The organism is Methanosarcina siciliae T4/M, assembly GCF_000970085.1.
Lineage (GTDB): Archaea > Halobacteriota > Methanosarcinia > Methanosarcinales > Methanosarcinaceae > Methanosarcina > Methanosarcina siciliae.
Genome location: NZ_CP009506.1, coordinates 4,295,918 through 4,309,934, shown reverse-complemented (window position 1 = coordinate 4,309,934; position 14,017 = coordinate 4,295,918). Strand labels below are relative to the sequence as shown.

Genomic DNA, 14,017 nt, shown 5'->3' with positions numbered 1-14,017 from the left:
AAATTTTTTATAAAATTATACCCTGAAAAGAGATTTCCAGGCCTTATAACCATTTTTACAATTAGTTATTACCATTTTTAGAAATATCATGAATCCAGACCTGCTGAAACAAATAGAAAATACTATATATGAAGAATCGAGTGAAAAATTAAACAAGATAATAACAAAAAATTCTAAAAAAAGACAAATTAATGCTAAAAATGGCGTGTGTAAAAATGCTAACACACATATTAAGAAAGATAGTGTTTATGGCGCCTGTACTTCTTTTCATTTCTATTGTCAGCTTTTCATTAATCTATATAACTCCCGGAGACCCTGCAGAAATCATCCTGACAAGCTCCTCTGGAGGGGCTGACCCTGTCGCGGTGGAAGAATTCAGGATTAAAGAAGGTTTTGATAAGCCCCTGTACGTGCAGTACCTCAACTGGCTTGGAAATGTGTTGCATGGTGAACTTGGCTATTCATATATGAGCGAACGCCCGGTCTCAGAGGCAATCCTGCAGGCCTTTTCCGCAACTTTCAAGCTTGCAATTGCAAGTTTCCTGGTCTCGCTTGCGATCTCGATTCCGGCAGGCATCCTTGCAGCTTTGAAGCGGGATACCTGGATTGATGATCTTAGCAGGCTTTTTGCCCTCCTTGGGGTTTCCATGCCAAATTTTTGGCAAGGTTATCTTATGATACTGGTTTTTGCCGTTTTCCTGCGAATTCTTCCTGCGGGGGGGTTCGGAGAAAACGGAGACTTTTTATATCTTATCCTGCCGATGCTGACTCTCGGGACAAGTTCCGCAGCAATTACAATGCGCCTGACGAGAGCCAGCTTCCTTGAAGTGCTCCAGGAAGACTACATCTATGCAGCCAGGGCAAAAGGGCTTTCGGAAAAGGTTGTAATTGGAAAGCATGCCCTTAAAAACGCCATGATTCCCGTAATAACCATGGCAGGTCTGAATTTCGGCTACCTGCTAAACGGTTCTGCAGTGGTTGAGACCGTATTTGCCTGGCCGGGGCTCGGAAATCTTATTGTTAATTCAATTTACAACAGGGACTACCCCATGATCCAGGGTACCCTTCTCTTTGTAGCCGTTCTTTTTGTAACAATAAACCTGCTTGTTGACCTTTCTTACAGCTATCTTGACCCGAGGATTCGAGATGAAATGCGGAATTAAAAACAGGAGCTTACTTGCCGGGATCATAATCCTCAGCTTCCTCACCTTTATAGCTCTTTTTGCAGCCTGGCTTGCCCCTCATGACCCGGAAGCAATAAACCTGGACCTGAGGCTGACTCCTCCAAATTCCGAGTATCCCTTCGGTACCGACCATCTGGGGAGGTGCGTGCTGAGCAGGGTACTGTTTGCGAGCCGCATATCCCTCCTGATAGGGATTTCAGTCGTGACGCTGTCTCTTTTTGCAGGGATAGTCATCGGCACCACTGCCGGCTACATAGGCGGGCTTGCAGATGAAGTCCTTATGCGATTTGTAGACGGAGTTCTGGCTTTTCCGAGCATGTTTCTAGCCCTGGCGATCGTGGGACTTTTCGGGGGAGGACTTGCCAACATGGTACTGGCCCTTGTCCTGATAGAGTGGACAGGCTATGCAAGAGTGGTAAGAGCGTCGGTACTTACGGTTAAAAGCCGGGAATTCGTAACGGCAGCCAAAGGGTTTGGGGGAAGCGATCTGTACGTTATCGTTCGTCATGTTCTTCCTCATGCCTCATCCCCTCTCCTTGTTATGGGAACCCTTGGGATGGGATATGTGATCCTCGCATCTGCAGGCCTAAGTTTTCTCGGGTTTGGAGTGCAAACCCTTCCGGAATGGGGATCCATGCTTAATGAAGGGAGGTATTTTTTCAGCACCGCCCCATATCTTATGATCTTTCCAGGGATTTCGATAATGCTGACCGTCCTCGGGTTTAATTTCCTGGGAGATGGGCTCAGGGACTTGTTTGATCCGAAATCAAAGCAGAAGAAGGACTCATTATGACGCGAATTCCTATTACCCCTGATCCCGGATCCAGGAATGGTTCTCCACCCCTGCTTGAGATCCGGAATTTGAAAGTTCATTTTCCTGACGATACAGGCCCTGTGAAAGCAGTTGACAGTATTGACCTTATAGTCAGGGAGAAGGAATGCTTTGGAATAATAGGAGAGTCCGGCTCAGGAAAAACGGTGCTTTGCCTGGCTATTCTCGGGCTTCTGGCCGGAGATGCGTCATTTTCAGGAGAGATCATTTTTAAAGGGGAAAACCTTTTTTCGATGTCTTCCCGGAAGATCAGGAAAATTCGCGGAAAGGAAATAGGTGCAATTTTTCAAAACCCGGCAACTTCCCTTGACCCTGTATTTACAATAGGGGACCAGCTTTCGGAAGCCCTGATCAGAGGCGAAGGCTTTTCGAAAGCTGAGGTAAACACAAATTTAATTCTTCTCCTGGATAGAGTCAGCATCCGGGACCCCGCTCTTCGCATCAGGCAGTACCCCCACGAACTGAGCGGGGGCCTGAGGCAAAGGGTGATGATTGCCATGGGAATTGCAGCCGCCCCCTCCCTTATCATTGCGGACGAACCCAGTAGCGGGCTGGACCTCAGGATAAAGCGGAGAATCATATCCCTTTTGCAGGATATCAGCCGAAATGCGTCAATGTTTATAGTTACACATGATCTGGAGCTTGCAGAAAAACTCTTTGAGACTCTTGCTGTGATGTACGCAGGAGAAATTGTAGAAATTGCAGACTGCAAAGAGTTTTTCAAGGCTCCGATGCACCCTTTTTCAGAAGGGCTTTTGAATTCGCTTCCTTCCAGGGGAATGCAGCCGATTCCGGGATCAAGCCCTTCCTTGACTGCTCTCCCGGAGGGGTGCAGGTTTTTCCCCCGGTGCAGGTATGCAATGGAGATTTGCAAAAATAAGCACCCGGAACTATTTCACGTAATGGGAAAACGCCAGGTGAGGTGTTTTAAGTATGCTTGAAGTCCGGGGGCTGAAAAAATATTTTTCATCGGGGATTTTCAAAAAAGAGGCTATAAAGGCAGTAGATGATGTTTCATTTGAAGTCCGGAAAGGGGAAACTCTCGGGTTTGTGGGGGAAAGCGGGTGTGGAAAAAGCACTGTTGGGAAGTGCATCCTTCGTTTTGAGCAGCCGGGCTCCGGGACCATATTTTTTGACGGTAAAGAGTTGACAGGACTTCCCAGAAAAGAGTTTTTGAAAGTACAGCCCCGGATGCAGATGATCTTCCAGGACCCCTATTCATCCCTTGACCCGAAAATGAAGATAAAATCAAGCATTTCAGAGCCCCTCAGGCTTCAGGGAGTTAAAAAGAAAGCAGCTTATGCCGAAGTTCCCCTCCTTCTGAAATCGGTAGGGCTTTCCCCGGAACATGCAAACCGATATCCTCACCAGTTGAGCGGGGGGCAAAACCAGAGGGTTTCCATAGCAAGAGCACTGTCCCTGAAACCTCATTTCCTGATTGCGGATGAGATTACGGCTTCCCTGGACGTATCAGTACAGGCACAGATCCTGCATCTGATAAAGAACCTCAAAAAGGAGCTTTCCCTGAGTATGCTTTTTATTTCTCACGACCTCGAAGTTGTAAGGCATATGTGCGACCGGGCAGCTGTAATGTATGCAGGGAAGATCCTGGAGATCGGAGCCGTAGAGGAAGTTTTCTCCCGGCCTCAACACCCTTATACCCGGCAGCTCTTATCCGAGCCAGGTAGGGATTTGGAGGAAAAAGAGACTCAAAAGCCTGATTTTGAGGCAAAAACTGACATTACCTCTAGTTTTGAAGGCTGTGTATTTTATACAGAATGCCCTTATGCGGACCCGGAATGCAGAGCTGAAAAACCTGAAATGCTACAAACAGGGAAAGACCACTACATTCTGTGTAAGAAGTTAACGAGATGAATCCTGTTTTCACACTCCATTTTTTACACATTTTCGGCCTTACTCCGTGGAATTCATCAGTCACCGCAACACTGTCCAGAGAGGATTTCTGGGGGCCGGATGAAATTCCCTAATTACCCATCCGCTGAACTGCAGGATTACTGACCTTCTGGCGCAGGAAAAACAAAATTATTTGAAATAAGAGAGAATTACTAATACAGAAAGCTTAAAGAACTACAAAATGAACAAGCAATGTTGAGAACATGAATAAGTTAACTATACTATTAGTCCTGCTCGCATCCGTAATCTTTACGGCAGGCTGTACTGATGATTCGGGAAATGCCACCAGTGCCCAGGAAATAAGCGTTGTGGAAAATATGACCGCTCTGGAACAGATAAACACATCCGTCCAGGAAGGCCCTGTCCTTATAAAAATAGGAGCTGAGTGGTGCGGACCATGCCAGCAGATGAAACCCATCCTGAGCGACCTGGCAGCGGAATATACCGGAGAAGTCACGGTCATGTCTGCAGATATAGACCAGAGTCCCGAAATCGGAGCGTATTTCGGAATATCCTATATTCCTGATTCTTTTGTTGTCGTGGGCCTTGAAAACGGAGAATACGTTTACATGCAAGAAGACGGAAACATCACAACGGACAGATTCCAGGCAAGAGTTCTGGGATTCAGGGAAAAACAGGTGTATGAAGAACTTCTTGACAGAGCCGTTCTTTACTATGAGAACAAATAATAAAAATAAAAAATAAAAAAGCGGCTTTCCAGTAGAACTGAACTTCAAAGCCTGTGTCAGTAGGAAAACTCAGGGTTTCGACCAATTTAGACGGAAAACAATTTTCCGATTAAAAAACGGTACCATAAACCAAACTGAAAAACAGCGAACCAAACCATGTCTTATGAAGCCATTTCACCCGTGGTTGCGTTTGGTGCAGGAGTCCTCAGCGTCCTGTCCCCATGCATCCTTCCCCTTCTTCCTGCAGTTCTCGCAAGTTCAACAGGAAAAGGAAAGTTAAGGCCCCTTGCTATAGTGCTCGGAGTATCTATTTCTTTCACCCTCATGGGAGTTGTGACCTCTGCCTTCGGAGCAGCTTTCCAGGCACACCTGGGACAGCTAAAAATCCTGGCAGAACTTCTGATCATCACGATGGGGCTTGCAATGCTCTTTGAGATAAGCCTGTTTAACGCCTTTGCAAGGCTCCCCCTGCTTGCAGGAATGAACGAGAAAGGCCCGATCTCAGGGCTTCTGTTGGGACTTTCCCTCGGAGTGCTCTGGATTCCCTGCGTGGGACCTATCCTTGCCTCAATCCTGACGATGGTAGCCCTGGAAGGAAGTACTGCTAGCGGTGCACTGACCCTTTTCATCTATTCCGCAGGGTTTGCGGTACCCATGCTCCTGCTTGCATACTCGGCTCACCTCTCCACTTCGAAAATAAAGCTCATCTCAAGATACGACGCAGCTTTCAAAAAAGGAGCCGGGATAGTGCTTATCCTTGTAGGACTCTGGATGGCCTATCAGAACCACCTCAGCTGGCTCATTTAAATTTTTCACTTAGCGTACCAAACAATATGCATACATTTGACACAATTTGAAACAAAAATTTAGGGAAGGAAACAGCAGGTTAAAACAATAGGTTAAACCTGTTTCTTCTCATACCGTTTCTGCAATTTCCATGAAAATAGGGACAATTTCTCCTGACTCATAGTCCTTACTGTATAACCAAATATCAACCAGGGAATAATTATTAGGAATTTCCATCTTAACCGTACTTGTAATCTGTTTATCCATAGTTACCTTAAACGTATACTCTCTTTTTTCCCGGTGGAACCGAAGGCTTGAAGGACGAGCCTGTGAAAAATCGCCTTCGGATTCAAGACTGTATGTTTCGTTTATTATTGATTTGTTCTGCTGATCGAATACTTCAACTGCCACTTCATGACCCTTAATATCATGGTTGTGTATTACGAAAAGAGGTGCTGCAGGTCCCCTAAACATGAAAGGAAGAGAGATATAGAAAAACAAAGCGATTGTCAGGAGCATAAGGAGAATAACCAGTTTTCCATCATTGTTGCCCAATCAGACCCGCCTCCGAGAATAATGTAAAAAGAATATACATATCGTTCTATGATTTTTTTTCTTTATTCGGATTACAAGATGGAGAATTACAAATATAAATTTATTGAAAATGAGAAAAATAAAGTAGGTATGTTGTAACTAAAAAACCGGTTAGGAAACAAAAATTCGCTCGAGATAAAAGAAAAAATTAAAAAAGAGGGCCGAAAGTGTTATTCTTCACTTTCCCTTGCGATTGCCACAAGCTCGTTTACACAGGCAACAGCCATCGGAGTCCCGCCCCTTGTCCCGACACAGCTGATTGAGGGGATGGGAATTTTCAGGTTCCGGACCATTTCCCTGGACTCAGCTGCGTTTACGAAGCCAACCGGAAGACCGATGATAAGTGCAGGCCTGACCCCTTTTTCAATGAGTTTGCAGACCATAATGAGAGCCGAAGGTGCATTTCCGATTGCGATAATGCTCCCGTCCAGTTTGTCTTTTGCGGCAAGGTATCCTGCGGATGTCCGGGTAATTCCGTATCTGTTGGCGATTTCGGCGCTCGGGTCTTCGTCAAGGACGCAGATCACTTCCGAGGAGTGACCGACCTTTGTGATCCCGGCTTTTACCATATTGATGTCCACGAAAATGGGAGCGCCTTTTTTAATTGCTTCAACCCCTGCGGGGATGGGGTTGTGCGAAAAACGCATGATATCGGCAACCGAGAGGTCGCCCGTAGCAATTACGCAGCGCTGGCGGAAACGGTCCTCGGGTGTTGAATTCCCGACAATTTCCCGGATCATTGTCCGGCTTTTCATGTAAATGGCTTTTGCCTCTTCAGTCCTTGCCCCCGAGTCGGTACAGATCTTTACAAGTTCGGGGTCTACTTCCACCGTAAGCTCAGTAAACTCTTCAAGGTTCTCTTCGCTTTCATTAGCACTTTTTTCAGTAGTCATATTTCTTATGATACCCCCTGGGTGTTATGATAATATCCTTTTTCGGAGACTTCCAGATCCGTGACTCTCCGTTGCCTATGAGAATAGCGGTGCTCATGTCCACCCAGTCCTCATATTCCATGACTTCCCCGAGGGTCGTCACGATCTGGTCCTCCTCCTCCCCTCTCATGGCGTTCTTGACAAGCCCCACAGGCACGGAACCGGCCTTGTACTTGCGGATGATTTCGATTGCCCTTGCAAAGTTGGACTTTCTCTTGCGGCTCTTCGGGTTGTAGAGTCCGATCACGAAATCGGCATCTGCAGCCATGTTAAGCCGCTTTTCGATAACCTCCCAGGGAGTTAAGAGATCGCTTAAGCTGATAACTGCAAAGTCCGTCACCACGGGTGCGCCGAGAAGGCTTGCTCCGGCAAGGACTGCTGTAACTCCGGGCAGGATTTCGATGTCCACGTCAAGGTTCTCGTGTTCAGCGACCTCCAGCACGATTCCTGCCATACCGTAGACGTTGGTGTCGCCCCCGCTGATCATGACCACGTTTGCGTTTTTTGCAAGTTCCACGGCTTTCCGGGCTCTTTCAACCTCTTTTCCCATAAAACTCCGGATTACCTCCTGGGTGCCGAGAAGACTTTCCATCTGGTCCAGGTAGGTACTGTTCCCGAGAACGTAATCGGCATTGAGGATTACTTCCCGGGCTTTGAGGGTTAGCTGTTCCACGGAGCCCGGCCCTATCCCTACAACGTAGAGTTTTCCGCCGGATGCCTTATCTTGCGATTGCGATTGTGACTCTGCCATAGACTTTCTTCCTGCAAATCAATTCGTGTTTTTCCGAGAGGGCCAGTGCAGCAGGCTCTGCAACTCCTTTTAACCCGAAGCGAGAAGCCTGGGAGGATGAAGGAGGGTTGTAACTATTCAGAACCTCATCCGGCAAAAAGTTCACCGGAATGCCGAGAATTTCACATGCTTCCAGCAGGCCCCGCTCATTTTCCTTGAGTTTCGCAGAGGCAAAAGCCGTAATCTCCTGGAGACTCAGGCCGCATTCATCAAGCGCCTGTTTTACGGCATCAAGGACTTCTTCATTTGTAATGCCCCTGCGGGTTCCGATTCCGAGAATCATCAGTAATCTTTTCCACTGCTTTATTATGCAGTTTCGTCATTAATCGGCTTATTAACTACTAATGGGTGTTTATTATCAGCTGTTTCCTGCACTTTCATCCTGTGCTTCAGCCTGTTTTTTTCTCACAAGCACGGAAACATCCTCGTCCACAATAACAATCCTTGGCCCTTTAACCTCAAGGACTTCTACCTGCCGGTCAAGGAGGGCACAGTTTACAGCGATTGTGGATTCTTTATTGAAGACCTCACAGCCAAATCTGTCAGCGATCCCTTCAACCGAGGGCTTGCCGTGGACCTCGGTAGCCGTGGTGAGCACGGGAACTGCCCCCAATTCCGCAAGCTTTCGGGAAATCTCGTTTGCCCCGTGATGCCCTCCAAGGAGAGGGATTGCGAAATTCAGGTTTGAGTCCACAACGACTACTGCCGGGTCCGACCATTTATTATCGAGAAGGGGGGCAATATCCCTTACCACAATGCCCGTAGCAAAGACTGCAACGATTGCCCCGTAGTTTTCAAAGGCTTTCCTGAAAATGCCCTTTTCATAGAGCAGAAGGTCAGCTTCAAGATGCTCTGCTATCTTTGATGCAATTTCCCTGTTTCTTTCAAAGGTAATTACAACGGTTCCTGGGCCACTCCGTATAGGTAGGACCTCCTGTAGTTTTTAGGGTCAACAACCCCGCCGAGAATTATCATTGCCGAGCGCGTGATCCCTGCATCTTTCACCTTGTCTGCAATATCTTCAACCGTCCCTGTGATAATTTCTTCATCTTCCCAGGATGCGTGGAAGACAACCGCCACAGGGGTATCTTTCGGGCACTGGACTTTTTCCATAATTTCCCTGATCTTCTGCGTGCCAAGGAAAATTGCCATGGTGGTATTATAGGCAGAAAGCTCGGGGATAAGGTCTTTTTCCAGGGTTTTTCCCGCGGGACGGGTGAGGATCAGGGTATCGGAAACCCCGTTAAGAGTAAGCTGGGTACCGAGAGCAGCGGCGCTTGCGAAAACCGAGGAGACGCCTGCTACTCTTTCAACTTCGATGTCGTATTTTTTCAACTCTTCCATCTGCTCTATAACAGACCCGTAAAGCGAGGGGTCTCCGCTGTGGAGGCGCACCACGAACTTTCCTGCATCCACGGCATCGGCAATTATTTTCGTAGTCTCGTCAAGGGTAAGCCCGTAGCTGTCGACTGTTTCTCCCTTTGTGTAGTTAAGGACTTCGGGGTTTACAAGGGAGCCCGCATACATAACAAGGTCCGCTTTTTCAAGCATTTCACGCCCGAGGACGGTAATCAGTTTGGGGTTTCCGGGACCTGCCCCTACAAAATATACTTTTCTTTCCATCTGACCATTCCCTGTGCTTATTTTTTACCGTAAATAATGCTGAAATAGTTCCCTTTTTCCGGGATATCTTCTTTCTCACTGATAATCAGTTCATTGTCCGAAAAAAGCCTTTCTGCGAAAATAAACTCCCTGTACCCTTCGGTTTCGAGTTTCTCAATAATCTTTCTCGGCTGTGTGGCTTTAAGGTGGATCTTGTACCCGATCTCGGAACCGTCGCTTACTTCAAAGGAACTCTCGACCGCTACATCAGCCCTTGCAGCAAAAGACGTGATGGAACTGATTCCCGGCACCGTTGCAGTCTCAACATCAGGGTAGTGCCTGTTCATAACCTTTTTCAGGTGAGTGAAAGTGGAGAAAAAGTTGGGGTCACCTATAAGCCCGAAAGCCACTGTCCCTTTTCTGGCCTCATCTGCGACACGGTCTGCATTTTCTTTCCAGAGGGTATTCAGGACTTCGATGTCCCTTATCATGGGGAACTCAAGGATTTCGGCGTCCGTATATGGGGCTACAAGGTCTTTTGCCAGGCGTCCTGGGACATATACCTTATCACTGTTTTTCAAAACATTCACTGCTTTCAGGGTCAGAAGTTCAGGGTCTCCGGGACCAAGTCCTACTCCTATTAACATATTATCGCTCCATAAATTTACAGGTAAATATTAAACGTGATTTGATTAATTTGATGGTGAGTTAACATGATAGCGATTAAAGGATAATTTTCAGGCTTGTTTTTTTCCGACAACTATGTACACCGGGTTTTCAGGTTTGAACATAGTCTCTCCGGCAATCGGGGCACTTCTCGAGACTGCAATGTGGACTACCTCGTCAAAAATTCCCAGCCTCTTCATAGCCTCGATTGTTCGGACAACCGTCTCGATACGGACTGCGTTTACCACAATACTGCGAGTTTTTTTTTCAACAAGTTTCTCAAGGATGGTGTCAATGTTTTTTGTACCGCCAACAAAAGCGCAGTCAATCAAGTCAATAGGACCTCCTGAGCCCAGAAGTTCCGAGGCTTCACCGGCCAGGACCCTGGCATTTTCAATCCCGAAACTATTGAAGTTCGCTTCCGTAGCAAAGAGAGCCTCTTTACGGGCATCGATTGCATAGATAGTCAGGTTCCGGGCAATCCGGGATGCTTCTATCGAGACCGAACCCGTACCGCAGCCTACATCTGCAAACCGATCCCCATCCTGCAGTCCGAGTTTGGAAAGGGACACTGCAATAATTTCCGGTTTAGTCGGACCGCCGCTAACACTTACTATTTCGGACATGTTATACCTCGGGAAAAATAAATATGTATTATTAAATCTGTGACGATATAATTTTGAAATTATATTAACTCCGGATGTGCAGTTAGAACCGGAAATATATGATTTTTCAGGTCCAAACCATATGCAGAGCATGTGGAGAGACATAAATAAATTAGATATTTCAGATTTACCCGATTATAAATATAACTTGCTGTAGATATACCTTATTACCAACACGAAGGGCAATAAAGGAAAGTAAACTTTAATGAGGCGGCCACGGATTCATATGGAAAAACATAAAATATTTTTACTACGTGGGTTTCTGATTACCTTAGCAGCTTAAAAGAAAGAGATTTTAACTATAACAGCATATGAGAGTTAAGTTCTTTGCACTCGCGATATAGTGCCTCTTTGAGAAAAAGTTAAAACGCCTTTTAAGAAAAAAACTAGAGATACTCTCAGGTAAATGTTTTTTTAACAGGAAAAGGAACATCTTCGGTTTAATAGCTGATTTTTTTAATCTGCATACTTAACAGCATATTTTTGACAGGAAATTACTCCAGCAGTGTAAGCCCGCCCTCTCGACACAGGGCTCTGCCACCTAAAGGAAAGGAGGATACCAGATGAAAAATTACGAATCATATGAAGACCTGCCCAAGCTAAAGTTGCCTTATGGAAATGAGATCTTCATAAGTGACAGCACCATCCGTGATGGCTCCCAGATGCCAGGAATAGTCTTGAGCAGAGAACACAAAATTCAAATTTACGAATATTTGCACGAGATAGGAATCGAAAAACTTGAAGCCTTTGTATTCAATAAGAGGGACAGGGATGCAGTTGAGATTATGTTCGACCGGGGGTACGAATGTCCAGAAATCACAGGCTGGGCAAGGGCTTCAAGGGCTGACATAGACAAAATTTTGGAAGTCGACGGTCTTGAGGAGACCGGGATTTTAATGTCGGTTTCGGATACGCACATTTATTCGAAGATGAGGCTTTCAGGCAGGGAGGAGGCTGAAGAGAAATATCTTGATGCCCTTCAATATGCGGTGGACCATGGGCTTCGTACGAGAGCCCACCTGGAAGATATGACGAGGGCTGACAACTACGGCTTTGTTTTCCCTCTGGTAAAAAAGATTATGGAAATCGATCCTGACTGCATTGTAAGAGTCTGCGACACCGTTGGGTACGGGATGCCGTTCATGAATATTGACGAACCGTACGGAATTCCGAAAATTGTCCAGTACCTCAAAAAAGAGATAGGAGTCAAAAATATAGAAACCCACATCCATGACGATTACGGTTTCGGAGCAGCAAGTTCGATTGCAGGCTTCTGGCACGGAGCAAACTGGACAAGTGTAACCTTCCTGGGCATAGGGGAACGTGCAGGCAACAGTGAAATGGAAAAAATCCTGCTCTTCCTGGCGGACAGGGTTGAAGGTTTTGACAAATATAACCTGGAACCCGTTACTCGCTTTGCAAAGTTTATGGAAAAAGAACTCGGGCTCAGAGTCCCAAGGAACAAGGCTGTTGTCGGGAAAAACATCTTTGCCCACGAATCAGGAATCCATGCCGCAGGTGTCCTGAAAAATCCCTTTAACTATGAACCTTATCCCCCTGAACTTGTAGGAAGTACCAGACTTCTCCTCATAGGTGACTCATCGGGTCTTGAGGTAATACGTTACAAGATTCAGGAAACCTTAAACGACCTCCTTGATGTTGAAACCATAATAGAAAAAGATGACCGGAGACTGCTCAAGATCCAGAAAGAAATTCAGCAGCTATATGATAAAGAAGAAAGGGTCTCCTGTATCTCGGATGAAGAGCTCCTTGCTTACGTTGAGAAATATTTCCTCTATCAGCCAATCTGTGACCCTGCACATACGGGTCGAGGGAAATTTAAAGGCAAAGGGAAAATTCAGGAACCGGTAGAAGAGATCGAAGAAACGGATTAAAAGTAAGAGCAAAAAATCGGTAAAGAACAAAAAAGAAAGCAAACGAGAAATCGCTTGCTTTCAGAGTCTCATTTTTCAGATGCTCGAAGTTATTTCAGGATTTCGGCGGTGTATTTTGCGATCTCGTCTGCCATCTGGCTGAGTTTTGCATCGCCTCCGAGGTCGTAGGTCACATACTTGCCTTCGGAGATTACGCGCTCCGTGGCTTTGAAGATGGCTTCGGACTTTTCCTTTTCACCCAGATAGTCCAGCATCCAGGCTCCTGCAAGCACGGTTGCAACAGGGTTTACTTTATCCAGTCCTGCATACTTAGGGGCTGAGCCGTGAGCCGGTTCGAACATTGCAAAATTGTCCCCGAGATTTGCAGAGTAAATAAGCCCGATACTGCCAACAAGGGCTGAACACTCTTCGCTGATAACGTCCATGAAAAGGTTGGTGGAGAGAAGGATTTTTTTGTTGAATATCTGGGGGTTTTTGATAAGCTGCTGGGCGATGTTATCAATGTGATAGGGCCAGACCTCAATGTTCGGGTAGCCCTGCGCAACCTTTTCGACTTCTTCTAAGAAAGAGCCGCAGGTCAGTTTAAGGATATTGCTTTTATGGATGGGCACAACCGTGTCGTAACCTCTCTTTTTGGCTTCCTCAAAGGCATAGCGAGCAATCTTGCTGGAAGCCGTGCGAGTAATCTTCCGGATTGCAATGGAAACGTCGTCCGTGAGCTGGATTTCCTCACCGATATAAAGCCCTTCGGTCCCTTCACGCACACAGACCATCTCGACATCCCCGAGAGGTGCATTTGAGTTAGGGAAGGTCTTTATCGGCCTGACGTTTGCATAGAGGTCGTACTTTCGCCTGATAGATACGGCCACACTTCTTGGGGAACCTATTCCTCCGGGGGTAGTTGTCGGACCCTTGAAACAGGCATCTGAACTGTCAAGGATATGCCAGGTCTCATCAGGGACAAGGGAATTGCCACCATGCTCTTCCCACCAGCCAGCTCCTGCTTCACACATTATGAATTCAACATCAGTGCCAGCGGCGGTTGCAACTTTAAGCATTGCGTCTACAAGTTCGGGGCCAACCCCGTCACCTTTGATTACTGCTGCGGTTTTAGTCATGTTATCACCAGATCTATAAGGTTCGTGTTAAAAGAACCGTAGCGATTGAAAAGTTAAAAAAGGGGGGAACTTTTCGAAGAATATGGTAAGAATAATTGAATCTCGCTGCGTACTCAACGTAAGGCTCATATTTCAACTTTTGGGTAATTATATTATAGAATACACCCGGAAAATAGATACGGGTCCACAAATATAATTTTGCCTTCGTGCCCTGCAAAGATAGGTAGGGTTTTCAAATAAACCGTTAATAGCTCCATTTGAAATTAGTGAAGGAATCTTATAATTTGAATAGAAGTATTTGAATATAAGTAAAGGATAGTAAAATGTTTTCTGGAAATTTCCGGGGGATA

Annotated in this window: 16 protein-coding genes; 7 read left to right on the top strand and 9 right to left on the bottom strand. The window is 46.2% G+C overall.

Annotation, left to right across the window (positions count from 1 at the left end):
• The first annotated feature begins 215 nt into the window (after nucleotides 1-215).
• The 6 genes from nikB to MSSIT_RS18085 all read left to right on the top strand — a co-directional run bounded on the left by nikB (nucleotide 216) and on the right by MSSIT_RS18085 (nucleotide 5,426).
• Complete coding sequence (gene nikB, locus MSSIT_RS18110; RefSeq protein ID WP_048173883.1) at nucleotides 216-1,163, top strand: nickel ABC transporter permease; 948 nt, start codon at nucleotides 216-218, stop codon at nucleotides 1,161-1,163.
• On the top strand, nucleotides 1,147-1,977 hold the full coding sequence (locus MSSIT_RS18105) for an ABC transporter permease (protein ID WP_048173882.1): 831 nt from the start codon (nucleotides 1,147-1,149) through the stop codon (nucleotides 1,975-1,977). Before nikB ends, MSSIT_RS18105 begins: the two co-directional genes overlap by 17 nt.
• A complete protein-coding gene (locus MSSIT_RS18100; RefSeq protein ID WP_048173881.1) occupies nucleotides 1,974-2,957 on the top strand; it encodes an ABC transporter ATP-binding protein in 984 nt (327 codons plus the stop codon). Before MSSIT_RS18105 ends, MSSIT_RS18100 begins: the two co-directional genes overlap by 4 nt.
• Nucleotides 2,950-3,891: an ABC transporter ATP-binding protein gene (locus MSSIT_RS18095; RefSeq protein WP_048173880.1), complete on the top strand. Its 942-nt coding sequence runs from the start codon at nucleotides 2,950-2,952 to the stop codon at nucleotides 3,889-3,891. The genes MSSIT_RS18100 and MSSIT_RS18095 overlap by 8 nt, the downstream gene beginning before the upstream one ends.
• Before the next feature lie 242 nt (nucleotides 3,892-4,133).
• The gene (locus MSSIT_RS18090; RefSeq protein ID WP_048173879.1) at nucleotides 4,134-4,619 is read left to right on the top strand and encodes a thioredoxin family protein; all 486 of its coding nucleotides are present in this window, start codon (nucleotides 4,134-4,136) and stop codon (nucleotides 4,617-4,619) included.
• A gap of 156 nt (nucleotides 4,620-4,775) precedes the next feature.
• Entirely contained in the window at nucleotides 4,776-5,426 is a 651-nt protein-coding gene (locus MSSIT_RS18085) for a cytochrome c biogenesis CcdA family protein (RefSeq protein ID WP_048173878.1), read from the top strand.
• 108 nt (nucleotides 5,427-5,534) lie between these two features.
• Here the strand turns inward: MSSIT_RS18085 and MSSIT_RS18080 are convergent, their stop codons facing one another.
• From MSSIT_RS18080 to cbiT, 8 genes are all read right to left on the bottom strand, one after another.
• Nucleotides 5,535-5,960, bottom strand: coding sequence for a hypothetical protein (locus MSSIT_RS18080; RefSeq protein ID WP_052721714.1), 426 nt, complete (start codon nucleotides 5,958-5,960; stop codon nucleotides 5,535-5,537).
• 209 nt (nucleotides 5,961-6,169) lie between these two features.
• Nucleotides 6,170-6,892, bottom strand: a complete 723-nt coding sequence (locus MSSIT_RS18075) for a precorrin-8X methylmutase (RefSeq protein WP_048173877.1) — start codon at nucleotides 6,890-6,892, stop codon at nucleotides 6,170-6,172.
• Nucleotides 6,882-7,682, bottom strand: coding sequence for a precorrin-3B C(17)-methyltransferase (cobJ, locus tag MSSIT_RS18070; RefSeq protein WP_048173876.1), 801 nt, complete (start codon nucleotides 7,680-7,682; stop codon nucleotides 6,882-6,884). Before cobJ ends, MSSIT_RS18075 begins: the two co-directional genes overlap by 11 nt.
• Nucleotides 7,651-8,004 carry a cobalamin biosynthesis protein gene (locus MSSIT_RS18065; RefSeq protein ID WP_048173875.1) on the bottom strand — a complete coding sequence of 118 codons (354 nt, stop codon included), beginning with the start codon at nucleotides 8,002-8,004 and terminating at the stop codon, nucleotides 7,651-7,653. The genes cobJ and MSSIT_RS18065 overlap by 32 nt, the downstream gene beginning before the upstream one ends.
• A gap of 75 nt (nucleotides 8,005-8,079) precedes the next feature.
• On the bottom strand, nucleotides 8,080-8,535 hold the full coding sequence (locus MSSIT_RS18060; protein WP_082089065.1) for a cobalamin biosynthesis protein CbiG: 456 nt from the start codon (nucleotides 8,533-8,535) through the stop codon (nucleotides 8,080-8,082).
• Nucleotides 8,536-8,615: 80 nt separating this feature from the next.
• Nucleotides 8,616-9,344, bottom strand: coding sequence for a cobalt-precorrin-4/precorrin-4 C(11)-methyltransferase (locus MSSIT_RS18055; protein WP_048173873.1), 729 nt, complete (start codon nucleotides 9,342-9,344; stop codon nucleotides 8,616-8,618).
• 17 nt (nucleotides 9,345-9,361) lie between these two features.
• Nucleotides 9,362-9,970, bottom strand: coding sequence for a cobalt-factor II C(20)-methyltransferase (locus MSSIT_RS18050; RefSeq protein ID WP_048173872.1), 609 nt, complete (start codon nucleotides 9,968-9,970; stop codon nucleotides 9,362-9,364).
• A gap of 90 nt (nucleotides 9,971-10,060) precedes the next feature.
• Nucleotides 10,061-10,747: a precorrin-6Y C5,15-methyltransferase (decarboxylating) subunit CbiT gene (gene cbiT, locus MSSIT_RS18045; protein WP_261789153.1), complete on the bottom strand. Its 687-nt coding sequence runs from the start codon at nucleotides 10,745-10,747 to the stop codon at nucleotides 10,061-10,063.
• A 470-nt stretch (nucleotides 10,748-11,217) separates the two neighbouring features.
• Here cbiT and MSSIT_RS18040 point away from each other — a divergent pair, with 470 nt between their 5' ends.
• A complete protein-coding gene (locus tag MSSIT_RS18040) occupies nucleotides 11,218-12,549 on the top strand; it encodes a homocitrate synthase/isopropylmalate synthase family protein (RefSeq protein WP_048173870.1) in 1,332 nt (443 codons plus the stop codon).
• Nucleotides 12,550-12,638: 89 nt separating this feature from the next.
• Here the strand turns inward: MSSIT_RS18040 and MSSIT_RS18035 are convergent, their stop codons facing one another.
• Nucleotides 12,639-13,667 (bottom strand): isocitrate/isopropylmalate dehydrogenase family protein, encoded by a 1,029-nt coding sequence (locus MSSIT_RS18035; protein ID WP_048173869.1) that lies wholly within the window; start codon nucleotides 13,665-13,667, stop codon nucleotides 12,639-12,641.
• Between the last annotated feature and the right edge of the window lie 350 nt (nucleotides 13,668-14,017).